The sequence below is a fragment of the Bradyrhizobium sp. WYCCWR 12699 genome, from assembly GCF_032144035.1.
In the GTDB taxonomy this organism is placed as follows: domain Bacteria; phylum Pseudomonadota; class Alphaproteobacteria; order Rhizobiales; family Xanthobacteraceae; genus Bradyrhizobium.
Map to the genome: position 1 here is coordinate 533510 of NZ_JAVTJN010000030.1, position 26004 is coordinate 559513.

25 protein-coding genes and 1 tRNA gene are annotated in these 26004 nt (G+C 64.8%); 15 read left to right on the plus strand and 11 right to left on the minus strand.

Annotated features, from left to right (window positions below):
* The first annotated feature begins 17 nt into the window (after nt 1-17).
* The 11 genes from RPS27_RS13265 to RPS27_RS13315 all read left to right on the plus strand — a co-directional run bounded on the left by RPS27_RS13265 (nt 18) and on the right by RPS27_RS13315 (nt 14672).
* A complete protein-coding gene (locus RPS27_RS13265; RefSeq protein WP_212064942.1) occupies nt 18-1457 on the plus strand; it encodes a sigma-54-dependent Fis family transcriptional regulator in 1440 nt (479 codons plus the stop codon).
* 196 nt (nt 1458-1653) lie between these two features.
* On the plus strand, nt 1654-2964 hold the full coding sequence (locus RPS27_RS13270) for an MFS transporter (RefSeq protein ID WP_246776382.1): 1311 nt from the start codon (nt 1654-1656) through the stop codon (nt 2962-2964).
* A gap of 109 nt (nt 2965-3073) precedes the next feature.
* On the plus strand, nt 3074-5101 hold the full coding sequence (locus tag RPS27_RS13275; RefSeq protein ID WP_212064941.1) for an acyl CoA:acetate/3-ketoacid CoA transferase: 2028 nt from the start codon (nt 3074-3076) through the stop codon (nt 5099-5101).
* Nucleotides 5102-5207: 106 nt separating this feature from the next.
* Entirely contained in the window at nt 5208-6392 is a 1185-nt protein-coding gene (locus RPS27_RS13280) for a substrate-binding domain-containing protein (protein WP_212064940.1), read from the plus strand.
* A 171-nt stretch (nt 6393-6563) separates the two neighbouring features.
* Nucleotides 6564-7337, plus strand: coding sequence for an ABC transporter ATP-binding protein (locus tag RPS27_RS13285; RefSeq protein WP_212064939.1), 774 nt, complete (start codon nt 6564-6566; stop codon nt 7335-7337).
* The gene (locus tag RPS27_RS13290; RefSeq protein WP_211415372.1) at nt 7334-8056 is read left to right on the plus strand and encodes an ABC transporter ATP-binding protein; all 723 of its coding nucleotides are present in this window, start codon (nt 7334-7336) and stop codon (nt 8054-8056) included. The genes RPS27_RS13285 and RPS27_RS13290 overlap by 4 nt, the downstream gene beginning before the upstream one ends.
* Nucleotides 8053-9063, plus strand: coding sequence for a branched-chain amino acid ABC transporter permease (locus RPS27_RS13295; protein ID WP_212064938.1), 1011 nt, complete (start codon nt 8053-8055; stop codon nt 9061-9063). Before RPS27_RS13290 ends, RPS27_RS13295 begins: the two co-directional genes overlap by 4 nt.
* On the plus strand, nt 9060-10142 hold the full coding sequence (locus tag RPS27_RS13300; RefSeq protein ID WP_212064937.1) for a branched-chain amino acid ABC transporter permease: 1083 nt from the start codon (nt 9060-9062) through the stop codon (nt 10140-10142). The genes RPS27_RS13295 and RPS27_RS13300 overlap by 4 nt, the downstream gene beginning before the upstream one ends.
* Nucleotides 10143-10317: 175 nt before the next feature.
* Nucleotides 10318-13440: an EAL domain-containing protein gene (locus RPS27_RS13305; RefSeq protein ID WP_212064936.1), complete on the plus strand. Its 3123-nt coding sequence runs from the start codon at nt 10318-10320 to the stop codon at nt 13438-13440.
* Nucleotides 13440-14534: a diguanylate cyclase gene (locus tag RPS27_RS13310; RefSeq protein WP_409517548.1), complete on the plus strand. Its 1095-nt coding sequence runs from the start codon at nt 13440-13442 to the stop codon at nt 14532-14534. Before RPS27_RS13305 ends, RPS27_RS13310 begins: the two co-directional genes overlap by 1 nt.
* A gap of 61 nt (nt 14535-14595) precedes the next feature.
* Nucleotides 14596-14672, plus strand: a tRNA-Arg gene (locus tag RPS27_RS13315).
* A 27-nt stretch (nt 14673-14699) separates the two neighbouring features.
* Here RPS27_RS13315 and RPS27_RS13320 read toward each other — a convergent pair.
* Together RPS27_RS13320 and RPS27_RS13325 are read right to left on the minus strand one after the other, a co-directional pair.
* Nucleotides 14700-14909 carry a hypothetical protein gene (locus RPS27_RS13320; RefSeq protein ID WP_194405076.1) on the minus strand — a complete coding sequence of 70 codons (210 nt, stop codon included), beginning with the start codon at nt 14907-14909 and terminating at the stop codon, nt 14700-14702.
* 94 nt (nt 14910-15003) lie between these two features.
* On the minus strand, nt 15004-15447 hold the full coding sequence (locus tag RPS27_RS13325) for a TspO/MBR family protein (RefSeq protein ID WP_313754066.1): 444 nt from the start codon (nt 15445-15447) through the stop codon (nt 15004-15006).
* A 43-nt stretch (nt 15448-15490) separates the two neighbouring features.
* Here RPS27_RS13325 and dinB point away from each other — a divergent pair, with 43 nt between their 5' ends.
* Nucleotides 15491-16591, plus strand: a complete 1101-nt coding sequence (gene dinB / locus RPS27_RS13330; protein WP_212064934.1) for a DNA polymerase IV — start codon at nt 15491-15493, stop codon at nt 16589-16591.
* Nucleotides 16592-16682: 91 nt separating this feature from the next.
* Here dinB and RPS27_RS13335 read toward each other — a convergent pair whose 3' ends face one another.
* The 6 genes from RPS27_RS13335 to RPS27_RS13360 form a co-directional block, all read right to left on the minus strand.
* Nucleotides 16683-16976 (minus strand): hypothetical protein, encoded by a 294-nt coding sequence (locus tag RPS27_RS13335; protein ID WP_194405079.1) that lies wholly within the window; start codon nt 16974-16976, stop codon nt 16683-16685.
* Between the two features lie 266 nt (nt 16977-17242).
* A complete protein-coding gene (locus tag RPS27_RS13340; RefSeq protein ID WP_212064933.1) occupies nt 17243-17929 on the minus strand; it encodes a DNA-3-methyladenine glycosylase I in 687 nt (228 codons plus the stop codon).
* Between the two features lie 122 nt (nt 17930-18051).
* Nucleotides 18052-18588 carry a GNAT family N-acetyltransferase gene (locus tag RPS27_RS13345; RefSeq protein WP_212064932.1) on the minus strand — a complete coding sequence of 179 codons (537 nt, stop codon included), beginning with the start codon at nt 18586-18588 and terminating at the stop codon, nt 18052-18054.
* A 122-nt stretch (nt 18589-18710) separates the two neighbouring features.
* On the minus strand, nt 18711-19466 hold the full coding sequence (locus RPS27_RS13350; protein ID WP_211415365.1) for a di-trans,poly-cis-decaprenylcistransferase: 756 nt from the start codon (nt 19464-19466) through the stop codon (nt 18711-18713).
* 30 nt (nt 19467-19496) lie between these two features.
* Nucleotides 19497-19871, minus strand: a complete 375-nt coding sequence (locus tag RPS27_RS13355; RefSeq protein WP_194405083.1) for a transcriptional regulator — start codon at nt 19869-19871, stop codon at nt 19497-19499.
* On the minus strand, nt 19858-20475 hold the full coding sequence (locus RPS27_RS13360; RefSeq protein ID WP_212064931.1) for a hypothetical protein: 618 nt from the start codon (nt 20473-20475) through the stop codon (nt 19858-19860). The genes RPS27_RS13355 and RPS27_RS13360 overlap by 14 nt, the downstream gene beginning before the upstream one ends.
* 242 nt (nt 20476-20717) lie before the next feature.
* On the opposite strand from RPS27_RS13360, the gene RPS27_RS13365 reads away from it, so the two are divergent.
* Nucleotides 20718-21920, plus strand: a complete 1203-nt coding sequence (locus RPS27_RS13365; protein WP_249131364.1) for a S1C family serine protease — start codon at nt 20718-20720, stop codon at nt 21918-21920.
* A 12-nt stretch (nt 21921-21932) separates the two neighbouring features.
* Here the strand turns inward: RPS27_RS13365 and RPS27_RS13370 are convergent, their stop codons facing one another.
* The 3 genes from RPS27_RS13370 to RPS27_RS13380 all read right to left on the minus strand — a co-directional run bounded on the left by RPS27_RS13370 (nt 21933) and on the right by RPS27_RS13380 (nt 23623).
* Complete coding sequence (locus RPS27_RS13370; protein WP_212064929.1) at nt 21933-22211, minus strand: DUF3551 domain-containing protein; 279 nt, start codon at nt 22209-22211, stop codon at nt 21933-21935.
* Nucleotides 22212-22305: 94 nt separating this feature from the next.
* Nucleotides 22306-22572, minus strand: coding sequence for a DUF3551 domain-containing protein (locus tag RPS27_RS13375; protein ID WP_212064928.1), 267 nt, complete (start codon nt 22570-22572; stop codon nt 22306-22308).
* Between the two features lie 76 nt (nt 22573-22648).
* Nucleotides 22649-23623 (minus strand): tripartite tricarboxylate transporter substrate binding protein, encoded by a 975-nt coding sequence (locus RPS27_RS13380; RefSeq protein WP_212064927.1) that lies wholly within the window; start codon nt 23621-23623, stop codon nt 22649-22651.
* 124 nt (nt 23624-23747) lie between these two features.
* On the opposite strand from RPS27_RS13380, the gene RPS27_RS13385 reads away from it, so the two are divergent.
* Nucleotides 23748-24158: a VOC family protein gene (locus RPS27_RS13385; protein ID WP_212064926.1), complete on the plus strand. Its 411-nt coding sequence runs from the start codon at nt 23748-23750 to the stop codon at nt 24156-24158.
* Between the two features lie 205 nt (nt 24159-24363).
* Nucleotides 24364-25944 carry an AMP-binding protein gene (locus RPS27_RS13390; protein ID WP_212064925.1) on the plus strand — a complete coding sequence of 527 codons (1581 nt, stop codon included), beginning with the start codon at nt 24364-24366 and terminating at the stop codon, nt 25942-25944.
* The last annotated feature ends 60 nt before the right edge of the window (nt 25945-26004 follow it).

Below are 26004 nucleotides of genomic sequence, written 5' to 3' on the forward strand. Positions count from 1 at the left end.
TTCCCGTGGGATATGTCATGTCCGCTTCCGCCTCGATCAGTGATCCAGCCTATCTCCGTGCGCGCGCGATGGAGACGCTGTTCGAACGGCTGGAAAAACTGTGCGAGGGCGCCATTGCGATCGACCGCGGCGGGCGGGTCGTCTACGTCAATGAAAAATATCTCGCGGCGCTCGGCCTCAAGCATACCTTCGAGGCGATCGGCCGGCCGATCGAGGAGGTCATCCCGAACAGCCTGATGCGGAAGGTGGCCGAGACCGGCGAGCCGATCCTGCTCGACATCATGGAGCTCGGCGGCGAGCAGCTCGTCGTCACCCGCATGCCGATCGAGGACGAGAACGGGACGGTGATCGGCGCGATCGGTTTCGTGCTCTACGACCACCTCGAGAGCCTGAAGCCGCTGCTCGCCCGCGTCGCCCAGCTCGAGAGCGATCTGCGGCTGGCGCGGCGGCAATTGTCCAACGCCCGCGCTGCACGCTTCACCTTCGCCGACTTCGTCGGCACCACGCCCGGCATCGCGCAGGCCAAGCAGCTCGCCAGCCGCGCCGCGCGGCAGAGCGTCACCGTGCTGCTCACCGGCGAGACCGGAACGGGCAAGGAGATGCTGGCGCAGGCGATTCACAATGCCTCCTCGCGCGCCGAGAAGCCGTTCGTCAGCGTCAATGTCGCCGCGGTCCCGGAGACGCTGATCGAGTCGGAATTTTTCGGCACCGCGCCCGGCGCCTATACCGGCGCCGACCGCAAAGGGCGCGAGGGAAAATTCCGGATCGCCGACGGCGGCACGCTGTTTCTCGACGAGATCGGCGAGATGCCGCTGCAATTGCAGGCCAAGCTGCTTCGCGTGCTGCAGGAGCGCGAGATCGAGCCGCTCGGCTCGGACAAGATCTCCAAGGTCGACGTGCGCGTGGTCGCGGCGACCAATGTGGATTTGCGCAAGCGGGTCAGCGACGGCGCGTTCCGCGCCGATCTGTATTATCGGCTGAACGTGCTCTCGATCGACCTGCCGCCGCTGCGCCAGTGCCTGGACGATCTCCCGGAGATCAGCGCCCGGCTGCTGGAGGAGATCAGCGCATCCGGCGACTACGTCAAGGCCAAGATCACGCCGAGCGCGCTCGCCGCGCTCGCGCGCTATGACTGGCCGGGCAACGTTCGCGAGCTCCGCAACATCCTGGAGCGGGCGCTGATCCTCAGCGATTCCGGCCGGCTGACCGGTGACGATTTCGCGCGGATTCTTCCCGTCGGCACCGAGGTCAGGTCCGCAACATCCGAGCGCCCGGCCGGCCTCGTCGTGCCCTATGCCGAGGCCGAGGCCGAATTCGAGAAGCACACGCTCGAACAGGCGCTCGCCGCCAGCAACGGGCAGATCACCGAGGCCGCCAAAATGCTGCGGATCTCGCGCGCAACCTTCTACAAGAAGCTCGCCAAATTCGGCCTCGCCACAGGGCCGGCCTCCGTCTGAGTTTCGAGACACGGGACTGTCCGGAGTCTCGGATTCCTGACACGGCGCCGCGCCCCTCTCGCTGTCCGCAAATGCGGAAATTGCCGTGTTTTCAGCCAAATTGCGCAAACCATCCGCATCTGGCGCGGACCTTGCTCTTCGCTTTGCACAATGACGCATGCTGCACATGCGCATTCGCAAACAGGGAGCACGCAAGATGAGTGAAGCGATCTCGGTTCATCAGCTTCAGGCGAGACAGCCCTCGCACGTCACGGTCGCCACCGCGAGCCTGATCGGCACCGCCATCGAGTGGTACGATTTCTTCCTCTACGGCACCGCCGCCGCGCTGATCTTCAACAAGCTGTTCTTTCCGACCTTCGACCCCATGATGGGAACGCTGCTGGCGTTCGCGACCTACGCGCTCGGCTTCATCGCGCGCCCGCTCGGCGGCATCGTTTTCGGCCATTACGGCGACAAGATCGGCCGCAAGACCATGCTGTACCTGACGCTGCTGATCATGGGCGTGGCGACCGCGGCCATCGGCTTCCTGCCGACCTACGAGACCGCCGGCATCTGGGCCGCGATCCTGCTCGTCGCCTGCCGGCTGATCCAGGGCTTTGGCCTCGGCGGCGAATGGGGCGGCGCGGTGCTGATGGCGGTCGAGCATGCGCCTGCGGACAAGAAGGGTTTTTACGGCAGCTGGCCGCAGCTCGGGGCACCGCTCGGCCTCGTCCTGGGCACGCTGGTCTTCTCCGTGGTCTCCGCCACGCTGACCGACGCGCAGCTCTATGCCTGGGGCTGGCGCATCCCGTTCCTGTTCTCGATCGCGCTGGTGCTGGTCGGGCTGTGGATCCGCTTCACCATCGCGGAATCACCGGAGTTCCAGAAGGTCAAGGACACCAAGCAGGAAGTGAAGATGCCGATCCTCGAGGCCATCAGGATGTATCCCAAGAACATCCTGCTGGCGATGGGCGCGCGCTTCGCCGAGAACGGCTTCTTCTACATCTATGCCACCTTCGTGCTCGCTTATGCCACGCAATCGCTCGGCATGAACAAGCAGGACATGCTCAACGGCGTCTTGATCGGCGCGGCCGTCGAGACGTTCACCATCCCGGCATTCGGCGCGCTGTCCGATCGCGTCGGGCGGCGGCCGATCTACATCTTCGGCGCGGTGTTCTCGGCGCTGATGTCGTTCCCGCTTTTCATGCTGCTTTCGACCAGGAACCCGCAATATGCCTGGATCGCGATCGTGCTGGGTCTCGCCATCGGGCACGCCGCGATGTACGGGCCGCAGGCGAGCTTCCTGTCGGAGTTGTTCGGCACCAAGGTGCGCTATAGCGGCGTCTCGCTCGGCTACAACCTCGCCTCGATCTTCGCCGGCGCGCTGTCGCCGCTGATCGCGACGGGATTGATGACGGCCTATGCGCCGGCAACCTGGCCGATCTCGCTCTACATGATCGCGCTCGCGCTCATCACCGTGGTGTCGGTCTATTTCGCCACCGAAACACGCAAGATAGTTCAGGGCTGAACGGCCTGATCGTGTCGTCCTATCGCGAGGAGCGCGCTGTTCCAGCGCTGCTCTCCGCGATAGGATCAAGCAACAACGGCATACGGTCGAAAGGATCGGGAGGACCACCGTGAGCCATCATCCAGCTCTGCCCTACTTACGCAATTCCGAGAAAGGCAAGGTCGTCACCGCGGCCGAGGCCGTCATGCTGATCCGCGACGGCGACACGGTGGCGACCGGCGGCTTCGTCGGCATCGGCTTTGCCGAGGAAATCGCGATCGCGCTGGAGGAGCTCTATCTCTCGCACGAGGGCGACGCGCCCTATACGCAGGGCAAGCCGCGCAATCTGACGCTGGTCTATGCGGCCGGCCAGGGCGACGGCAAGGATCGCGGCCTCAATCATTTCGCGCATGAAGGCCTGGTCCGGCGCGTGATCGGCGGACATTGGGGGCTTGCGCCCAAATTGCAGCAGCTCGCGATCGCCGGCCAGATCGAGGCCTATAATTTGCCGCAGGGCGTCATCACGCATCTGTTCCGCGACATCGCCGCGCACCGGCCCGGCCATGTCACCCGCGTCGGCATGGGCACGTTCGTCGACCCCCGGCAGGGCGGCGGCAAGCTCAATGCACGCACCACCGAGGATCTGGTCGAGCTGATCACGATCGGCGGCGAAGAGTGCCTGCTCTACAAAACCTTTCCGATCAATGTCGGCATCATCCGCGCCACCACCGGCGACCCCGACGGCAACCTCACGATGGAGAAGGAGGCGCTGACGCTAGAAGCGCTCGCCATCGCCATGGCGGCGCATAATTCCGGCGGCATCGTCATTGCCCAGGTCGAACGCGTGGCCGAGGCCGGCAGCCTCAATCCGCGCCAGGTCAAGATCCCCGGCATCCTCGTCGACTGCGTCGTGGTGGCGAAGCCCGAGAATCACTGGCAGACCTTCGGCACCCAATACAATCCGGCTTTTTCGAGCGAGATCCGGGTCCGCGCCGCCTCGCTGCCGGTGATGCCGGTCAGCGAACGCAAGATCATCGCGCGACGTGCCGCCCTCGAACTCAAGGCGAACAGCGTCGTCAATCTCGGCATCGGCATGCCCGAGGGGATCGCCTCAATTGCCAATGAGGAGCGGATCATCGATCTCATCACGCTGACGGCGGAGCCCGGCGTGATCGGCGGCATCCCCGCGAGCGGCATCGATTTCGGCGCGGCGATCAACACGCAGGCGGTGATCGACCAGCCCTATCAGTTCGACTTCTATGACGGCGGCGGGCTCGATGCCGCCTTCCTCGGGCTCGCCCAGGTCGATCGCGCCGGCAACCTCAATGTCAGCAAATTCGGGCCGAAGCTCGCGGGCGCCGGCGGCTTCATCAACATCAGCCAGAACGCCAAGGAGGTCATCTTCGTCGGCACCTTCGGCGCGGGTAAACAACATATCTCGGTGAACGACGGCAAGCTCGTCATTCTCGACGAAGCCAAGTCGCGCAAATTCGTGGATCACGTCGAGCATGTCACCTTCAGCGGCCCGTTCGCGGCCGCGCGCAAGCAACGCACGCTGTATGTCACCGAGCGCTGCGTGTTCGAGCTCAGGCCCGACGGGCTGGAGCTGACGGAAATCGCGCCCGGCATCGACATCGAGCGCGACATTCTGCGCCTGATGGATTTCAAGCCGTTGATCCCGCGCGATCCGAGGCTGATGGACGCACGCATCTTCCGCGATGGCCTGATGGATCTGCGCGAGCGCCTGCTCACCATTCCGCTCGACCAGCGCTTCACGCTGGACGAGCAGCAGAACCTGTTCTTCGTCAATCTGGAACGCTACCCGCTGCGCAGCAGAGCCGAGATCGACACCATCGCTTCCATCGTCGAGGCCAAGCTCGCGCCGCTCGGGCGGCGGGTCTACGCCATCGTCAATTATGACAATTTTTCCATCCTGCCGGAGTTGATGGACGATTATTCGGCCATGGTGCGCAGCCTCGTCGACCGCTTCTATTCCGGCGTGTCGCGCTACACCACGTCGGGCTTCCTGCGCATCAAGCTCGGCGAAGCCCTGGAGAAGCGCGGCGTCGCGCCGCATATTTTCGAAAGCGCTGACGAAGCGCAGTCGGATCGGCGTCAGGCCGAGGGAGCCGGCAATGCGCGGCCGGTTCAAAAATGAAGCATGTTCGAGCGGCCGACACGCTCGGCCGGAAGGATCAATTGCAATGTTCGTAGTGTTGTGCAAATCGCTGCTGCCGAGAAACTTTGAATCAGGAGGGACCATCGTGCGTCGATCACTCATCATAACAACAACCATTCTCGCACTCGCCGCGGGGACCTCCGCGCGAGCCGACGATCTCAAGGTCGCGCTGATCTACGGCAAGACCGGTCCGCTCGAGGCCTACGCCAAGCAGACCGAGACCGGCCTGAAGATGGGCTTTGAATACGCCACCAAGGGCACGATGACGCTCGATGGTCGCAAGATCGTCATCATCACCAAGGACGACCAGGGCAAGCCGGACCTCGCCAAGGCCGCGCTCGCCGAAGCCTATCAGGACGACAAGGCCGACATCGCGATCGGCACCACATCGTCGGCCGCGGCACTCGCCATTCTCCCGGTCGCCGAGGAGAACAAGAAGATCCTGATCGTCGAGCCCGCCGTCGCGGATCAGATTACCGGCGAGAAATGGAATCGCTACATCTTCCGCACCGCGCGCAACTCATCGCAGGACGCGATCTCCAACGCGGTCGCGATCGGCAAGCAGGGCGTCACCGTCGCGACGCTGGCGCAGGACTATGCCTTCGGCCGCGACGGCGTCGCCGCCTTCAAGGAGGCGCTCGCCAAGACCGGCGCGACGCTCGCTGCGGAAGAATATGCTCCGACCAACACCACCGACTTCACCGCGGTCGGCCAGCGCCTGTTCGACGCGCTGAAGGACAAGCCGGGCCGCAAGGTGATCTGGGTGATCTGGGCCGGCGCCGGCAATCCGCTGGCCAAGCTCCAGGACATGGACCCGAAGCGCTACGGCATCGAGCTCTCCACCGGCGGCAACATCCTGCCGGCGCTCGCGGCCTATAAGGGCCTGCCCGGCATGGAAGGCGCGACCTACTATTTCTACGAGATCCCGAAGAACCCAGTGAACGACTGGCTGGTCGCCGAGCACCAGAAGCGCTTCAACGCGCCGCCGGACTTCTTCACCGCGGGCGGCTTCGCTGCCGCGATGTCCGTCGTCGCCGCCGTCACCAAGGCGAAGTCGACCGACAGCGAGAAGCTGATCACGGCGATGGAAGGCCTGGAGTTCGACACGCCGAAGGGCAAGATGGTGTTCCGGAAAGAAGATCATCAGGCGCTGCAGAGCATGTACGCGTTCAAGGTCAAGGTCGATCCGAACATCGCCTGGGCCGTGCTCGAGCCGGTGCGCGAACTGAAGATCGAGGACATGGACGTTCCGGTCAAGAACAAGCGCTGAGTTGTCTTGCTTCACCTCTCCCGCTTGCGGGAGAGGCCGGGAGAGGGTTTTTCCTCTTGGGGATTATCCCGTTGCGGAAGCACCCTCTCCCCTGCCCTCCCCCGCAAGCGGGGGAAGGAGCGCAGCGCGCCCGCGATTAAAGTCTTCGTCCTCATCATTCGCCGACATCACATGCCCCTCACCCTCGAAACCCGCGACCTCACCATCCGCTTTGGCGGTCACGTTGCGGTCAACAACGTCTCCTGCACGTTCCGTCCGGGCGAGCTCACCGCGATCGTCGGGCCGAACGGCGCCGGCAAGACCACTTATTTCAACCTGATCTCGGGCCAGCTGCGCGCGTCGCACGGCAGCATCCTGTTCGACGGCACCGACATCACCCAGCAGTCCGCGCCGCTGCGCACCCGCGCCGGCCTCGGGCGTGCCTTCCAGCTCACCAATCTCTTTCCGAACCTCAGCGTGGAAGAGAACGTGCGCCTCGCGGTGCAGGCGGCGAACGGCACCCATTACGACATGCTGCGGCCCTGGATGGTGCGCCGCGACCTGATCGCGCGCGCCGACGCCATCCTCGACCAGGTCGCGCTCGGCGGCCGCCGCGGTGTCGCTGCAACCGCGCTGTCGCATGGCGACCAGCGCAAGCTCGAGGTCGCGCTGATGATCGCGCTGGAGCCGAAGGTTTTCATGTTCGACGAGCCGACCGCCGGCATGAGCATCGACGAGGTGCCCGTCGTGCTCAACCTGATCGCGCAGCTTAAGCAGGACAAGAGCAAGATCATTCTCCTGGTCGAACACAAGATGGACGTGGTGCGCTCGCTCGCCGACCGCATCATCGTGTTGCATAACGGCCAGCTCGTCGCCGACGGCCCGCCTGCCGAGGTGATCGCCTCGCCGATCGTGCAGGAGGCCTATCTCGGCGTCGCGCCCAAAACCGCAGCGAGCGTCGCATGACCGATTTGCTCGAGCTTTCCGGCGTGCACACCCATATCGGCCGCTACCACATCCTCCAGGGCATCGATCTCACTGTTCCGCAAGGACAGGTCACGATGCTGCTCGGCCGTAACGGCGCCGGCAAGACCACGACGCTGCGCACCATCATGGGGCTGTGGCAGGCTTCAAGCGGCGAGATCAGCCTCGGCGGGATGCGCATCGAAAGCCACGCCACGCCCGACATCGCACGGCTCGGCGTCGGCTACGTGCCGGAGAGCATGGCGGTGTTCTCGGATCTCACCGTGAAGGAGAACCTCGTGCTGGCGGCGCGCGACGGCCCGCTGGACGATGCCCAGCTCGACTGGATCTTCGGCTTCTTCCCGGCGCTGCGCCGGTTCTGGCTGTCGCGCGCGGGAAGTCTCTCGGGCGGACAAAAGCAGATGTTGTCCATCGCCCGCGCCATCATCGAGCCGCGCAAGCTGCTCTTGATCGACGAGCCGACCAAGGGCCTGGCGCCTGCTATCGTGATGGCGCTGATCGAGTGCCTGAAGGAAATCAAACGCAAGGGCGCCACGATCCTGCTGGTCGAGCAGAATTTCTTCGCCGCCCGCGAGCTCGGCGACAATGTGCTGGTCATGGACAACGGCACCATCGTCCACCGCGGCGAGATGGCGGCGCTCGCGGCCGACGTGCCGCTGCAGGAGCGGCTGCTCGGCCTGAGCCTGGAGACACATCAGTGACTGAACTCGCCGCAACCGATCCCCTGCCGAAGCCGAAGCGCGACATCGCGCCGATCCTGCTGCCCGTCGCGCTCGCGCTTCTCATGATCCCGCTGATCGGCTCGACCTCCTCCTGGCTGACGCTGACCGCGGCAAGCCTTGCGATGGGCATGATGATCTTCATCATGGCCTCCGGGCTGACGCTGGTGTTCGGCCTGATGGACGTGCTCAATTTCGGCCACGGCGCCTTCATCGCCGTCGGCGCCTATGTCGCGACCCTGGTGCTGGCGCCGTTCGCGGCCTCGATGCAGGCCGATTCGCTGTGGATGAACCTCGCGGTGCTGGCACCGGCTGCGCTGCTCTCGATGGCGGTGTCGGGCGCCCTCGGCCTCGTGGTCGAGCGCGTGCTGATCCTCCCCGTCTACGGCCAGCATCTGAAGCAGATCCTGATGACGACGGGCGGCCTGATCGTCGCCGAGCAGACGATGTACGCGCTGTGGGGACCGCAGATCATTCCGATGCCGCTGCCGGCCTCGCTGCGCGGCTCCTTCATCCTCGGCGACGTCGCGATCGCCAAATACCGCGTGCTGGCGATGCTGATCGGCCTCGCCGTCTTCATCGCGATCCAGCTCGTGCTCAATCGCAGCAAGCTCGGCCTTCTGATCCGGGCCGGCGTCGAGAACCGCGAAATGGTCGAGGCGCTCGGCTATCGCATTCGCCGGCTGTTCCTCGGCGTCTTCATGACCGGATCGGCGCTCGCCGGCCTCGGCGGCGTGATGTGGGCGCTCTATCGCGAACAGGTCCACGCCTCCATGAGCGACGACCTCACCGTGCTGATCTTCATCGTCGTTATCATCGGCGGCCTGGGATCGATCGGCGGCTGCTTCATCGGCGCGATCCTCGTGGCCATGGTCGCCAATTACGGCGGCTTCCTGGTGCCGAAACTCGCCCTCGTCTCCAACATCCTGCTGATGGTCGCCATTTTGATGTGGCGGCCGCGCGGCCTTTATGCGGTGACCAGCCGATGATGATTCTTTCCGGCGATCCGCCGCGCAGCCGCGTCCTCACGCTCGTCCTCGTGGTCATCATCCTGGCGCTGGCGGCGACGCCGTTCCTGTTTCCGGGCGCCAAGGCGCTGAACGTCGCGGCCAAGATCTGCGTCTTCGCCGCGCTGGTCGCCTCCTATGACCTGCTGCTCGGCTATACCGGCTCGGTGTCGTTCGCCCACACCATGTTCTACGGCATCGGCAGCTACGCGATCGCCATCGCGCTGTACGGGATGGGCCCGAACTGGGCCGCGGTCGCAACCGGAATCGTCGTCGGCCTGCCCCTCGCAGCCCTGCTCGCGCTTGCGATCGGCCTGTTCTCGCTGCGGGTCGCCGCGATCTTCTTTGCCATGATCACGCTCGCGGTCGCCTCCGCCTTCCAGGTGCTGGCCTCGCAACTGTCCTGGCTGACCGGCGGCGAGGACGGGCGCAGCTTCCAGCTGCCGGAGCTGCTGCGCCCCGGCACGGTACTGATCTCGAAAAACCTGTTCGGCTTCGAGATCAACGGCCGCATCCTGACCTTCTACCTGGTGTTCGCCGTCTCGGCGCTGATGATCCTTGCTTTGCTCCGCGTCGTGAACTCGCCGTTCGGGCGCGTGTTGCAGGCCATCCGCGAGAACCGTTTCCGCGCCGAGGCGCTCGGCTTCCGCACCGTGTTCCACCTAACCTACGCCAACTGCCTCGCCGCGCTGGTCGCCGCCAGCGCCGGCATCCTGAACGCGCTGTGGCTGCGCTATGCCGGCCCCGACACCTCGCTGAGCTTCTCGATCATGCTGGACATCCTGCTGATGGTGGTGATCGGCGGCATGGGCACGATCTACGGCGCGATCATCGGTGCCACCATCTTCATCCTCGCCCAGAACTATCTGCAGTCGCTGATGGGCGCCGCCTCCACGGCAGCATCCGAAGCCGGCCTGCCGCTGCTGCCCGGGCTGCTGCATCCCGACCGCTGGCTGCTCTGGCTGGGGCTGCTGTTCATCGCCAGCGTTTACTTCTTTCCGACCGGCGTGGTCGGACGGCTGCGCAATCCCGCCGGCGACAAGAGAGGCGGCGCGCATTAAGCCGCCGTTAATGATGCAGCGCGGCGATTGCCGCGCACAGGGCACAACCGTCACGCGATTCCCGCTCCGCTGCATACGGACGCGATTGCGCAACTCGATTAATGCTTAGGTAACTGGCTTTCCTAAGGTTTAGGCCATTTGTGCGGTGTATTCGTGTTCCTCCAGGGAGGGGGGAATGCGCCAGGTCTTTTCCACGGTGGCAGCCGCAATGTCTCTAGCCGCAAGGAACGGCTGGGAGGTCTTGGCGCGGCGTGGTCCCGTCCTGTGGTTGACCCTGTGCGGCGTGTTGCTGGTCGCTGGCATCTTCGCCGTGACCGCCATGGCCGTCGGCGAGTTTCGCGAGCGCACCCTGACCAATCGCGAGCGCGAGCTGGAAAACACGGTGCAGCTGATCGCGCGGCATTTTGATCAGCAATTCGAGGATTCCGACGTCGTCGCCGCCGATCTGATCGGGCAGATGAACCTGGTGGAGATGACCTCGCCGGCGATGTTCCGCGAGCGCATGTCCGGACCCGCGGCGAACCAGATGCTGCGCAGCAAGATCAGCTCCGTGTCCTACCTCGGCGATATCGCGATCTACGATGCCGACGGCGAGCTGATCAACTGGTCGCGGGCCCAGCCCCTGCCCAAGATCAACGTTTCATCCCGGGCCTATTTTCAGACGTTCAAGACGAATCCGCGGTCCGAGCCGGTGCTGCTGGAGTCCGTCCGCAGCTTCATCATCAACAAATGGACCACGATCGTCGCTCGCCGGTTGAACGGCCCGGACGGCACCTTCCTCGGTGCGATGGTCCGCCGGATCGATCCAGACAGCTACCAGCATTATTTCGCATCGGTCGCGCTTGCCGAAGGCACCGCCATCTCGCTGTTCGATCGCGAAGGCAAGTTGCTCGCACGCTATCCGCATCGCGAGGAGCTGATCGGGCGGAGCTTCAAGGACGCGCCGCTGATGCAGAAGGTGCTGGCCCAAGGCGGCCAGCAGACGCTCCGTGGCAAGAGCCCCGTCGACGGCGAGGAGCGGCTCGGCTCGGCGGCATCGCTAACGCACTTCCCGCTGGTCATCCTCGCCACCAACACGACGGCCGCGGCCCTGGCGGACTGGCGGCAACAAACCAGTTTCATGGTCACGACCGCCGCACTTTCGGCGGCCGTCATCGCGCTCATCCTCTATCTGATCATCCGGCTGATCAACCGGCAGAATCGCGAAGCGCAGGAACGCCTGGAAGCGGAGCGGCTGCGGCTCGACACCGCCTTGAACAACATGACCCAGGGGCTGATCCTGTATGACGCGGGCGGCACCATCGTCACCTGCAACCGCCGCTACGCCGACATGTTCGGCCTCTCTCACGACGTCATCAAGCCCGGCTGCCACATCCGCCAGGCGATGTATCATCGCAAGGAATGCGGCGCGTTCGACGGCGACGTCGAGGAATTCTGCGCCGACGTCATGAGGGTCGTCGCCGAAGGCACGGTCTCCACACGCGTGCATCAGCTGGCCAACGGCCGCGCCTTCCAGGTCATCAACACCCCGCTCGCGCAGGGCGGCTGGGTCGCCACGATCGAGGACATCACCGAGCGCCGCCATCTGGAGCAGGAGCGCGATCGCAACCACACCTTCCTGCGCGAGATCATCGACCATATTCCGTCCCGCATCACCGTGAAGGACGCCCGGACGCGGCGTTACCTCCTGGCCAACCAGGTGGCCGAGGAACAGCTCGGCGAAACCAAGGAGACGATCGTCGGCAGGAGTGCGTTCGACATTTATCCGACGGACGCGGCCGAAATCATCACCCGGGACGACGACAGGGTGCTGCAGTCGCCGAACGGGCTGTTTCTGGACGAGCACGTCTGGAATACGCCGGCCGCCGGGGCGCGCTATATCACCTCGACCCGGATCGGCATCCGCGACAAGTCCGGCGAGCCGCGCTACATCATCAACGTCGTCGAGGACGTCACCGAGCGGCGGCGCGCTCACGAGAAGATCGCGCATATGGCGCATTACGATGCGCTGACCGATTTGCCGAACCGCACCCTGTTCCGCGAGCAGATCGAACGCGAGCTGGCGAACGTCGCCGGCGGCGGACAGTTCGCGCTGCTCTATATCGACGTCGACGAATTCAAGGGCATCAACGATTCGCTCGGCCACCATGTCGGCGACGAGCTGTTGAAGGCGATTGCCGGCCGTCTGCGCGGCTGCCTCAAGCAGGGCGATCTGATCGCACGGCTCGGCGGCGACGAATTCGCCGTGATCCAGACCGCCATCCAGTCCCCTGCCGACGTGCTGTCCTTCGTGACGCGCATCTATGAGGCCATCCGCCAGCCCTATCATTGTCTCGGCCATCAGCTCTCCACGGACGCGAGCATCGGCATCGCGCTTGCGCCGCAGGACGGCACCGATCTCGACCAGCTCGTCAAGAATGCCGACCTCGCGATGTACGGCGCCAAGGGTGAAGGCCGCCGCACCCACCGTTTCTTCGAGCCGGCGATGGATGCGAGCGCCAAGGCGCGCCTGAGCATGGAGCAGGATTTGCGCCAGGCCCTGGTGAACGGCGGCTTCGAGATCCACTACCAGCCGCTGGTCGACCTGCGCACCAACGAGGTCGCGGGCTGCGAGGCGCTGCTGCGCTGGCGGCATCCCGAGCGCGGCATGGTCTCGCCGGCGGAGTTCATTCCCGTCGCCGAGGACACCGGCCTGATCAACGAGCTCGGCGACTGGGTGCTGCGCATGGCCTGCAACGAGGCCGCGACCTGGCCCGCAAATATACGCGTCGCGGTCAACGTGTCGCCGGTGCAGCTCAAATGCGACACGCTGGCGCTGCGGATCGCGGGCGCGCTCGCCGCCTCCGGCCTCGACCCGCGGCGCCTCGAGCTCGAGATCACCGAGGCCGTGCTGATCCGCGACGACGAGGCTGCGCTCTCGATCCTGCACCAGCTCCGCTCGATCGGCGTGCGCATCGCGCTCGACGATTTCGGCACCGGCTATTCCTCGCTCAGCTATCTCAAGCGCTTCCCGTTCGACAAGATCAAGATCGACCGCTGCTTCGTCGCCGACATCGCCGAGACGAGCGGTGCACCCGTGATCGTGCAGGCGGTGGTGAACATCGCCGCCGCCAGCAGCATGACCACGGTCGCCGAAGGGGTCGAGACCGAGGCGCAGCGCGAGCTGCTGCGCGCCCTCGGCTGCACGCAGATGCAGGGCTATCTGTTCAGCGCGCCGAAGCCGGCCGCAGAAGTGCGCAAGCTGTTCGGCCCGAGTGACGGCCTGCCCGCAGTCTTGCCGGTGGCGGCGGTGGCCTGATGGCAAGACCCGTGAAGTCGCCAGGCAAGACGCCAAGAAGGACTGCGGACAAGACCGTCTCGAACAAGACTGTCGACGTCGCGGATTCCTATGCCGTGCGGCTGATGCAGCATCTGGTGGTGCCGACTTTCGTGATCGACCCGGGGCGCCGCGTCGTGATCTGGAACAGGGCGTGCGAACGATTGACGGGCGTCGCGGCCTCGGAGGTGATCGGCACCAGCAAGCATTGGCAGGCCTTCTACGAGACCCGTCGCCCCTGCCTTGCCGATCTCGTCGCGCTCGACCGGCCGGAGCGGCTTCCGGAGTTCTATTCGGAATACGCCGCGCGCGGCCATAACGGGCTCGGCTTTTCCGCGGAGAACTGGTGCACGATGCCGAAGCTCGGCAACCAGCTCTATCTCGCCATCGACGCCGGCCCGATCCACGACGAGGCCGGACACCTGATCGCCGTGGTGGAGACGCTGCGCGACCTCACCGACCAGAAGCGCGCCGAGATGGCGCTGAAGGAGCTCGCCACCAAGGACGGGCTGACCGGGCTGTCGAACCGCCGCTCGTTCGACCAGATGCTGATGAGCGAATGGGCCCGCGCCCAACGCACGCAGAAGCCGCTGGCGCTGCTGTTCGTCGACGTCGATCATTTCAAGCTGTTCAACGACCATCACGGCCACCAGAACGGCGATGAATGCCTGCGCGTGGTCGCTTCCGTCGTCAGCCGCCACGCCGTGCGCCCGCTCGATCTCGCCAGCCGCTACGGCGGCGAGGAGTTCGCGCTGATCCTGCCGGACATGGATTGCGACAGCGCCTGCGTCATCGCCGAGGAGATCCGCGGCGCCGTCATGGCCTTGCGGATCGCCCATGGCGCTGCGGGCGCGGGCGACCACGTCACCCTCAGCGTCGGCGTCGCCAGTCACATACCCGGCGCGGTCGACGGCAGCCCCGACCGGCTGCTGGGCGCGGCCGACGAGGCGCTCTACGTCGCCAAGCGGCTCGGCCGCAATCGCGTCATCTGCGCCGAACGGGTGCTGGCCGAGTTCGCCAGCCTGGGACGGCAGGCCGCAGCGGTTCCGGGCCCCTTCCGGCGCAAATCGGCCTGAGACCCATTGCGCCGAGAAGCGGTTGCTCCCCCCTCGCCAATCGGCTAAATGAACCTCGACTGCACCCGTAGCTCAGCTGGATAGAGCGTTGCCCTCCGAAGGCAAAGGTCACACGTTCGAATCGTGTCGGGTGCGCCAGTCTTGCCGCCGTTTTCGCGCCGGCGCTTACGTCAGCATCGAAATGATCGACTGAATCTGGTCGCTGGCGGACGTCACCAGTCCGTCATACGACGTATGACCGTGTGCGGCGGCCTTCAGGATGCATTCGGCGACGGCTGCTTTGAGGCCAAAGACCGATTGCTCGGCGGGTACGCTCGCCATCACGGTCTCGAGGGCCTGACGCATGGTTTGAACGAGCTCGGAGCTGTATTGCATTGGCTGTCCTCCGCCAGCTCATATTAGATCGCATGCCCGGCCCTGCCACTCACAAGCCTGCGATTCCTCTTTGATGAACGGCGAGCTGAACGCCTCAGTTCATCCGCCAGATCGCCGCATTGAGCACGCCGGCGAACGCGACCCAGGCTGCGTAGGGTACGAACAATGCGGCGGCCAGTCGGTCGCGTGATATCTCCAGGCCGATATAGGTCACGATCGCGACGAACAGGCCGATGAGGATGACGAGCGCGGCGCCGATCTGGTGCATCGTGAACATGACCGGAGACCAGGCGAAGTTGAGCCCGAGCTGCACGGCCCAGACCAGCATCGCCTTTCCCGAGGTTTTGCGGCGGAAGGTCCGCCAGCCCGCGATTGCGATCATGACGTAAAGGATGGTCCAGGCCACCGGGAACGCCCAGTTGGGCGGAACGAAGCCCGGCTTGACGAGGCCGGCATACCATTCTCCCGGGAGATTGGTTGCGCCGATCAGCCAGCCAAGGCCGACCACGCCCACCACGAAGACCAACAGCTGCAACATCCATCACCTCGCGCTTCCCATCGCGCGATTGTATCATCTTTCCATGAGCGAATCCGACACGATGACCGGCGAGATCGCGCCGGTGCGCAAGATCATCCATATCGACATGGATGCATTCTATGCGTCGGTGGAGCAACGCGACAATCCGGAGCTGCGCGGAAAGCCCGTGGCGGTCGGAGGCTCGGCGGAGCGCGGCGTCGTCGCGGCCGCGAGCTATGAGGCCCGCAAGTTCGGCGTGCGCTCCGCCATGCCGTCGGTGACGGCGAAGCGGCAATGTCCCGATCTGATCTTCGTCCGGCCGCGCTTCGAGGTCTACAAGGCGGTCTCCAGGCAGATCCGCGACATCTTCGCCGAGCACACGCCTGTTATCGAACCGCTGTCACTCGACGAGGCCTATCTCGACGTGACGGAAAATCTGCAAGGCATCCCGTTGGCGCGCGACATCGCGCTGCGGATCCGCGAGAAGATCAAGGCCGAGACCGGCCTCAACGCGTCGGCCGGCATCTCCTACAACAAGTTCCTGGCAAAGCTCGCCTCCGATCATCGCAAGCCCAACGGCCAGTACGTGATCGCGCCGGAGATGGGACCGGCTTTCGTCGAGAACCTGCCCGTCGGCAAATTCCACGGCATCGGGCCGGCGACGGCCGCGAAGATGAACGCGCTCGGCCTGTTCACCGGTCTCGACATCCGCAACCAGACGCTGGAGTTCATGAACGCGAATTTCGGCAAGTCGGGCGCCTATTATTACTGGATCTCGCGCGGCGTCGACGAACGGCCGGTGCGGGCCAACCGGATTCGCAAATCCATCGGGGCGGAGAATACCTTCTCGATCGACCTTGCCGAATATGACGCGCTGGCCGCCGAGCTGAAACCGCTCGTCGACAAGGTCTGGCGTCATTGCGAGGCAACCGGCAATCGCGGCCGCACGGTGACCCTGAAGATCAAGTTCGCCGACTTCGAGATCATCACGCGCAGCAGATCCGCCGTCACCGCGGTGAGGGACCGGGACGATCTCGAGCGGTTGGCCTGCGGCCTGCTCGAGGCCGAGATGCCACTGCGAAAGCGCGTCAGGCTGCTGGGCGTATCGCTGTCGGCCCTGCAGGCCGGAGACGATGCGGAGCCGCAGCTGATATTGGGCATTTGAGGCTCCCCGACAGCGGCATGGCGCTCGCCAAGCGCGAGCGACGGTGGCGGGCCTTTTCAGACCCGTCACCGATTGAAGGACGCTGGGTCGCTCAATGCCGCATGTGCTCGAATACCACGATCACGCCGGTCGGCTCGGGCTCGTGCGCCATCAGGCGCGTCAGTTCGGAATCGCCCCAATCGGCGAGGCTGACAACTTCACCGCTCTGGCGGTCGGCACCGAGCGACGGCGTCGGCTCGAGGACCTTGAGGCCCGTCTCGTCGACGAAGAAGGTGTGTTCGCCGAACATGCTGTTGAGCTGCGGCATGGCGGGATGTTCGTCGGGCAGCACCTGAGCGCCGAGTTGGTTGACGGTCTGCTTCACCTGTTCGGATGTGAGCTTCATGAGCTGCTCCGTTTCTGTGTCCGGTTTCATTGGCCCGGGCGGGAGCGCGTGTTCCCTGCACTTTTCTCGCCTGGCTCAAACCCGAACAGGCGCTGCCGGTAAATGTTCCGGCGAAATGTATTTTGTGATCGCGCGTTGCATCCGCCGCGCTCGCGGCACGAGATCGCCACAAGATGCACATGATCTGACCGCGCGCTGCGCTCATCGGCGGCTTCGACGAGCCGGATGTCGCGATCCGCTCGTGTTCGAGCCGGTGTTGCGATCTGCTATTCGCTGCGGTTCTCGCCGACCGAGAGCGCGCAAATGCGCGACAGATAGGTGTAAGGCAAGCCGGTTTCCTCGGCCCAGGCATTGAACTGCGCCTGCACCTTGGCGAGATCGCCCTTCGACTTGACCTCTTCGGCAATGTCGAGACCGGCATCGCGCAGGCAGATGGCGACATCTCTCGACGTGACAAAGCCGTCCCAGCCGACGAAGCGCAGCAGCATCTGGCCGGTGTTGCCGCCGAGGCGGCTGCCGCGCTTGGTCAGGAGATCGAGCAGGCCGATCTCGTTGGACGAAGGCCATTTCGCCAGAAACTTGCCGAAGCTGCCGTGCTCCTTCGCGATCTCCTGCACGAAAGCGGCGTTGTCGCGCACCGACATGATCTTGGCCCCGTTGCGCACGATGCGCGCATCGCGCAGAAGGCCTTCCCAATAATCTTCCGGCTGGAAGCTGAGCTTGGCCGGCTGGAAATGCAGGAAGGCCTCTTCAAAGCCATCCCATTTCGAATCGATCACGCTCCAGGCGAAGCCGGCACAGAACACACGCTTCGTCATCTCGGCCAGGATGCGATCGTCGCCGAGCTTGGCCAGACGCTTCAGGTCGGGCTTCGCCGGCATCAGCTTTTCCAGGGCCTTGGGGCCGCCCTTGCGTTTCTCGGCGCGGGCGCGAATGGTCTTGAAGGCGGGCATGCGGACACAGGCAATTGAGGGCACGCCACGACATCAGAATTCGGCGATGCCGTCCAGTCCCGCGGATGGGCGGGACTGGAGCTGAGCCGCTCGGTCTGCGCCGGCAGGCAAATCAGGCTCGGCTATCGCGACAGGCGCTTTGCGATGTGAACCGACTGCCAGTCTCCGAGCCCGGTATCGTTGAAGCCCGCCTTCTTCGCGAGACCCCGCATCTCCGCATTGGTGCGCGCCGTCTCGGCGGCGATCATCTCATGGCCGAGATCGATCGCGCGCGTCTCCATCGCCGTCATCATCTGAAGGCCAAGACCTTTGCGCTGAAAGGCATCGGCGACCGAGATGGCAAATTCGCCATGCCGTGCCGCCGCGTCATAGGCATATCGGGCTTCGCCGATGATCCTGCCCCGCCCATCCTCCCTGAGCTCGGCAAGCAAGGTGAAATTGTCGAGACCGCCGCTCTTGGCGACGCTTTCGGCCGCGACCACGCCGGGGTCCGCTCGCGCGCCGCTGAAGCGCTTGTTGCGGGACGTCGTGGAGAGGTCGGTGAAATAGACCGACAGGCTCTCGACGTCGGACGCGCTGGCGGTCCTGATGCAGACCATGCCCTTCGCTTCGGCCAGTTCGACCGGTTCGACGACGGCTCCCGGAAACAGCTGTGACATGCGTGATGCTCTCGGCAGGTTGCTGGGAGTTGCAGACCTAGCCGAAGCCGCACGCCGTCCGCTTGGACGTTGCTGCCAATCATGCGGTTGAAAACGAACAGCTCGTTTTCATGTGCCGCGCGTCACACACGGGAGAGTGACGGCACCTCCTCGGGCATGATCGCCTGAAGGCCGCCGAAGCGGCGCTCGCGGCCATGGAAGGACGCCAGGGCGGCGGCGAGATCGCCCGCGTCGAACTCGGGCCACATCCGCTCGGTGAAATGCAGCTCGGCATAGGCGCCTTCCCAGAGCAGGAAGTCCGACAGCCGCTTCTCGCCCGAGGTGCGGATGATGAGATCGACGTCGCGCAGGCCGGCTTCGCCGGTGACGAGCTGCGAGAAGGCTTCGCGGGTGAGACTGGTCAACGCGGCCGCCTTCGCTGCGGCATTGAGGATGGCGTCGCGCGCGGAATAGTCGACCGCGATGCGCAGGTGCAACGTGGCGCCGCGAGCAGTGGCTTCCTCGGCGCGAGTGATTGCGGCCGCGACGCCTTCAGGCAAGCGATCACGACGACCGATCACGGTGAGGCGCACACCGTTCTCGATCAGGCTCTGCACCTCATTGGCGAGATAGAAGCGCAGCAAGGTCATCAATGCGGCAACCTCGGCCTTTGGCCTGCGCCAATTGTCGGTGGAGAAGGCGTAGAGCGTCAGCGTGCCGATGCCCTGCTTGGGTGCGGCCTCGACGATGCGACGGATGGCTTCGACGCCGGCCTCGTGGCCGCGGACGCGCGACAGGCCGCGGCGTGTCGCCCATCGCCCGTTGCCGTCCATGATGATGCCGACATGAAGCTTCTCGTTACGGGAGCTCACATTACGAGAGGTCTTGTCACTTTGCATTGCAAAGTCTCCAGTCAAAAAAGGGGAGGATCAGGTCGAGATGATGCCGAGGCGGCCGAGCGGCGGCGCCTCGCGGCCGGCGGCCTTGGCGGCGTCGCGCACCAGGCGTTCCAGCACGGCGAGATAGTCGAGGAAACGTCGGCGCCCGGTCTTGGTGAGGCGGCAGGTGGTGTGCGGACGGTTGCCCTCGTAACCCTTGGTCACGTCGACCAGGCCGGCCTCCTGGAGCACGGCGAGATGCCGGCTGAGATTGCCGTCGGTGAGGCCGCACAGCTGCTTGAGATCGGCGAATGCCAGCCCCTTCGGATGCGCCATCAGCGAGGTCAGAAGCCCGAGCCTCGCCTTCTCGTGGATCACGCGGTCGAGCCCTTCGTAGGAGAAGGGTGCGCTGTCAGTCTTCGACATCATGGTCTCCGGATGCGACATGCAGAACGGCCGCCATCAGCGACTGCCCGATCACGAAGGGCAGTCCCATGGTCCATGGCGACAGCGTGTGGGTCTGGCTCGCGATCACCACCACCAGGAAGCCGGACACGAAATACCAGGCGCCGGCGAGCGCAACGGTGCGCGGCAGCGAGCGGATGGAGGCGAAAATGCCGAGCGACACCAGGACCTGCCACAGGCCCGGGAGCAGCCACAGCGTCTCGGCCGCGAACTTCCACATCACCACCGCGAGCAGCACGCCGGCAACGCCTGCGGGCAGGAACTGCTCGACCGCCTGGTGGATCATGGCATCGGCCAGGCCCGAATGATGGCGGCGCGACCGCGCGCGCATCTCGATCCCGATCATCAGGACGGACAGCGCGGCAGCGACGAACCAGCCGACGAAGAAGCCGAGCGGCTCATTGGTGGGATCGCCGAGCAGCCAGAATTGCAGGACCGCTGTAAGCAGCGCAACGACGGCAGTCGCGGCCATCGTCGCCGGACCATAGCCGCGGAACGCCGTGCCCGCCGCGATCTGGCTGCGGATCGCCACAATATCGGCCAGAGCCTTGTCGAGATCGCGCATTGGCAACGCCAGAACCTCGCTCCGCACGGACTTGCCGGGATTGTCGATCCGTTACTTTGTATTGCAAAGTATATAGCGGTGCAAAGTAAGCGCAAGCCCGGAATCGCCGTGAGGGGATTTGCGCCCCGCGGACAACTGCCGGTTGCGCGAGCCCCGCTTCCACGGATAAGATGCGGCCAAAAGCGTCCAGGGGGCTGGGTATGTGGCTTAGATCGTTAATCGTTGCGTTTGTTTCCCAGGCGATGATCGCCGGTCCCGCTCATGCGGCGGGGCCTTTCGGCACCATCCACGTCGGCAACTGGAACGGCGGCGCTTACACCAATGATTCAACCGGCGCGTTCTCCCACTGCGCCGCAAGCACACCCTACGCCAATGGCATGACGCTGCTTGTCGGCCAGGATTCGAACAATGCGTGGCTGCTCGGCTTTGCCAATCCAGCGTTTCGTTTCAAGAAGGGCGAGAACCTGACGATCGACGTGACATTCGACGGTCAGGCCGAGGTGAAACTCTTCGCGACCGCATTATCCGAGGTGATGGTCTCGGCGGTTCTGCCCACGAATGTCGCGCGTGCTTTCCAGAAGGCGAGCCTGATGGTGGCAGTGGCGAGAGGCACACCTTTTCAATTCAGCCTGACGTCAACAGCGCCTTTGATCACCGCGGTCACCAATTGCGTCACGCGAGTGAAGGCCGACGGGCTGGACAAGGCCGGCGACTTTACAAAGGTTACCGCCAAGCCGCAGGCCGCACCGGACAAGCCGGCGCCGCCGGCGTCCGGCAAGCTCGGCGGGGCCAAGAGCGGCACCGGTTTCGTCGTGAGCGCGAGCGGCCACATCGTCACCAACAATCACGTGGTCAATGGCTGCGTCGGCGACATCAAGGGCAACCTCACCGGCGAGGCCGCGATGGTGCTGCGCGTCGTTTCGACCGACGCCAACAATGATCTCGCCTTGCTTCAGGCGCCGTCGTCGTCGACCTTCAAGGATTTCGCCCGCATCCGCGACCGCTCGTTCCACGCAGGCGATTCCGTCGTCGCGATCGGCTTTCCCTACCACGGATTGCTCAGCTCGGATCTGAGAGTGACGACCGGCATCGTGAGCTCGCTCAGCGGCATGCGCAATGACACGCGCTTCCTGCAAATCAGCGCGCCCGTGCAACCCGGCAACAGCGGCGGCCCGCTGTTCGATACCTCGGGCCAGATCGTGGGCGTAGTCACCGGAAAGATCCCGGGATTGCGTATCGCCGCCATGACCGGCGATATTCCCGAGAACATCAACTTCGCCATCAAGACCGGGGCGCTGCGCGATTTCCTCGACAATTCCGTCGTGCCCTACCAGACCGCAGAGCCGAAGGGCGAACTGAAGACCACCGACATCGCCGGCAACGCCCGCGCCTACACGATGCTGATCTCGTGTACCGCGACGGAGCAGGCCGACGCGAAGCGGTGAACCGCTCTGCTCTCAATACGGCGCGACGGGCCGCGCGCGCCGCGGCGGCGGCGGCGGTTGCACGGGTTGCACCTGGCCGTAGGCGAAGCGCGGATTGCGATCGCAGTAGAGCAGCCGGCCGGACACGCTGGCCTGGCACTGCTCGTAGGTCGCGTACGCGCATTCGCCGGGATAATCATAGTCCCCGCCCTGGGCGCACCAGGGATAGTCGCGGGCGGTTGCGGGCGGGACGGTGGCGAAGCCGAGAGCGATGGCCCCCAGCGCGGCGAACAGACATTGATTTCTGGTCACGATCCGGTCTCCCGTGCAATGAAGATAAGGCGCGCCCCCTTTAACGAGGTCGCCTCAAGCCACTTTATTCCAGATCGCGTCGCTGGGTCGCGTCCTAATAAGGCGCATACTCACGCAGATACCGCCGCGATGGCCGCTGCTGGTTGTACGCCGTGCGCGGATTGACTCCGCAGGTCAAGAGGCGCCCGGAGACGCTGGCCTGACATTGCTGCAAAGTCCGATAGGAGCATTCGCCGGGGTCACCGGTGCCCCTGCCCTGGGCACACCAGGGATAATCATAAGCCGCGGCTGGACTGATGCCGGCAAGGCTGCCGACGCCCAGTCCAGCCAGCGCGACCATTGCGAATATTGCCTTGCGCATTTGCGTGCTCCTTGCCGGATGCCTCAGAAGAATAGGCCTCCTGAGAACGCCGGCAAGGCCGCAAGGTTGCTATCGCCTACTCGACCTTCAGGCCGGCGAACTCGACGACCTTCTTCCACTTCTCGGTCTCGGCCTTGATCTCCTCGCCGAACGCCTCGGGCGTCTGCGCCCGCGGCTCGCCGCCGAGCTCGACCAGACGCTTGGCCATGTCGGGCTCCTTGATCAACGCGTTGACCTCGGCGTTGAGCTTGGCGATGATCTCCTTCGGCGTGTTCTTCGGCGCACCCATGCCGAACAGTGCGCTGGCCTCATAGCCCTTCACGGTCTCGGCGATCGCCTGCACGTCGGGCAATTGCGCCGAGCGCTCCGTGGTGGTGACGCCGATCGCGCGCAGCGAGCCGGAGCGGATGTGCTGGATGATCGAGGGCATGTTGTCGAAGATCACCTGCACCTGGCCGCCGAGCATGTCGGTGATCGCGGGCGCCGCGCCGCGATAGGGCACGTGCTGCATCTTGCAGCCGGTCATGGCCATGAACATCTCGCCGGACAGATGCACCGAGGTGCCGTTGCCGGACGAGGCCATGTTCACCTTGCCGGGATTGGCCTTCACATATTCGATGAACTCGGCGACGTTCTTCGCCGGCACGTCCTTGTTGACGGTCATCACGTTCGGCACGCGCTGGAACGAGGCGACCGGCGCCATGTCGGTCACGAAGTTGAACTTCAGATTCTTGTAGAGCGAGGTGTTGATGTAGTTGGCCGGATTGACCAGCTGCAGCGTGTAGCCGTCGGGCTCGGCATTGATGACCGATTCGGTGGCGATGTTGTTGCCGGCGCCCGGCTTGTTCTCGATCACGAATTGCTGGCCGAGCTTTTCCGAGAGCCGCTGGCCGATCAGTCGCGCCAGGATGTCGGTGGCGCCGCCCGGCGGATAGCCGACCACCCATTTCACGGGCCGGGCCGGATAATCGGCGGCAAAGGCCTTCGACAGCGGGGTGGCTGCAAGCGGACTGGCGGCGAGCAGGCCCAGCGCGGTACGGCGAGTGATCATCTCAAGGGTTCTCCCAAGTGTTGTTCTTGAAGCCAGATAGCTTGAACCCGGCGTCGGTGGGGTTGTAACAAAGCTTGCCGCAGGCGGAAAGTGCACGGGGCGCATCACGACGAAAGGATAAGGCATGCCGGTCAAGGTCGAAGCTCTCGATCATCTCGTGATCAACGTCGCCGATGTCGCGGCCACCACGGAGTGGTACCGCAGGATTCTCGGCATGGAAGTCAAGGTGTTCGATCCCGGCGGCGACAAAGCGCCGCGGACTTCGCTTCACTTTGGTAACCAGAAGATCAACGTCCGGCCGCGCGATGCCGACAAGGTGGAATGGTTCACCGCCGACCACCAGACGGCCGGCAGCGAGGACCTCTGCTTCCTCACTTCCGCCACCCCCGACGAGGTGGTGGCGCATTTGCAGGCCCACGGCGTCGCGATCGAGGAAGGCCCGGTTCCCAAGCAGGGCGCACGCGGCACACTGCGCTCGGTCTATTGCCGGGACCCGGATGGCAGCCTGATCGAGATTTCGTCGTACGGGGATTAGCGCAGAAGCGCGCTGCCGGCCGCAAACTCCGTCGTCATGCCCGGGCTTGTCCCGGCCATGACAGAGGAGACAGGACGCGCCTCACGACGCACGATGCACCATGCCCCTCCCCCTTCCGATTTGCGCCCCGCCTCATCCGATGGCAGGAAGACGCAATCATCGAAAGACAGCCGCCATCAAGATGCAGGCTGCACGGGGAGGAGCCATGCCACTTCAAAAAGCCACAGCCGGAATCGTCGGCCCGTTCGACGGGCTCGACGTGCCCTGGCTGCTCAAGATGTGCGCCGAGGTCCGGCGTGATCATCCGTTCCTGATCTGGGCGCCGTTCGATGCGCCGGCGCGCCGCTGGAGCTATGGCGAGTTTCACGAGCGGGTCGGTGCGCTCGCCGCGGGACTGGCGCGGCGCGGCGTGAAGCCGGGCGAATATGTGCTCATTCACCTGGACAATTGCATCGAGGCGATGCTGACCTGGTTTGCCTGTGTCGAGCTCGGCGCCATCGCGGTCACCACCAACACCCGCTCGGCGCCGGCCGAGATCGCCTATTTTGCCGATCATTGCGGTGCGGTCGCCGCGATCACGCAGCCCACCTATGCGGACATCGTCGCGCAGAACTGCCGCAACCTCCGCTGGCTCGCGGTGACCTCGCACGATGCGGGCGCGGCACCTGCGCAGGCGGTCTCGCGCGGCGACAGTTTTGACTCCCTGTTCGCCGACAGCGCCGACCGTCCGAAACGCGCGGCCGATCCGCTCGCGCCATGCAGCGTGCAATACACCTCGGGCACGACGTCGCGGCCCAAGGCCGTGCTGTGGACCCATGCCAACGCGCTGTGGGGCGCCAAGATCAATGCCGCGCATGAGGACCTGCATGCGAGCGACGTGCATCAGGCTTACCTGCCGCTATTCCACACCAACGCGCTCGCCTATTCCATGCTGGCGACGCTGTGGGTCGGGGCGGCCTGCGTGATCCAGCCGCGTTTCTCGGCGAGCCGGTTCTGGGGCGTCGCGCGCGAGCACGGCGCGACCTGGACATCGACGATACCGTTCTGCATGAAGGCGCTGCTCGAGCAGGAGATCCCGAAAGACCACAAATTCCGCCTGTGGGGCACCGCCATCAACGAGCCGCCGGCCTTTGCCGCGTTCGGCATCAAGATGATCGGCTGGTGGGGCATGACCGAGACCATCACCCACGGCATCGTCGGCGAAGTCGACCAGCCCAACATCCCGATGTCGATCGGGCGCGCCGCGGCGGAATATGAAATCCGCATCACCGACGACGACGGGCGGGCCACCGAAATCGGCGGCACCGGCAATCTTTCGATCAGGGGCATTCCCGGCCTGTCACTGTTCGCCGAATATCTGCACAACGAGAAAGCGACACGCGAAAGCTTCGACGAGCACGGCTTCTTCCTCACCGGCGACCGCGTCGAGCGGCTGCAGAACGGCTTCATCAAGTTCGGCGACCGCGCCAAGGACATGCTGAAGGTCGGCGGCGAGAACGTCGCGGCCTCCGAGATCGAGCAGGTGATCGCGCTGGTCGCAGGCGTGCGCGAGAACGCCGTGGTGGCGAAGTCACATCCGATGCTGGACGAGGTGCCTGTCGTCTTCATCATCCCGCAGGGCGGCGTCGCCGGCGCTGCGCCCGATCTGCAGGAGCGCGTGATGGAAGCCTGCCGCAAGGGCCTCGCCGACTTCAAGCTGCCGCGCGAGATCCGGTTCGTCGACGACATGCCGCGCTCGACACTGGAGAAGGTGGCGAAGGCGGAGCTGCGGAAAATGGTGGGGTAGAAGCGTCGTTCCGGGGCGGTGCGCAGCACCGAACTCCGGTGTGCACTTGCGCACCTGAGA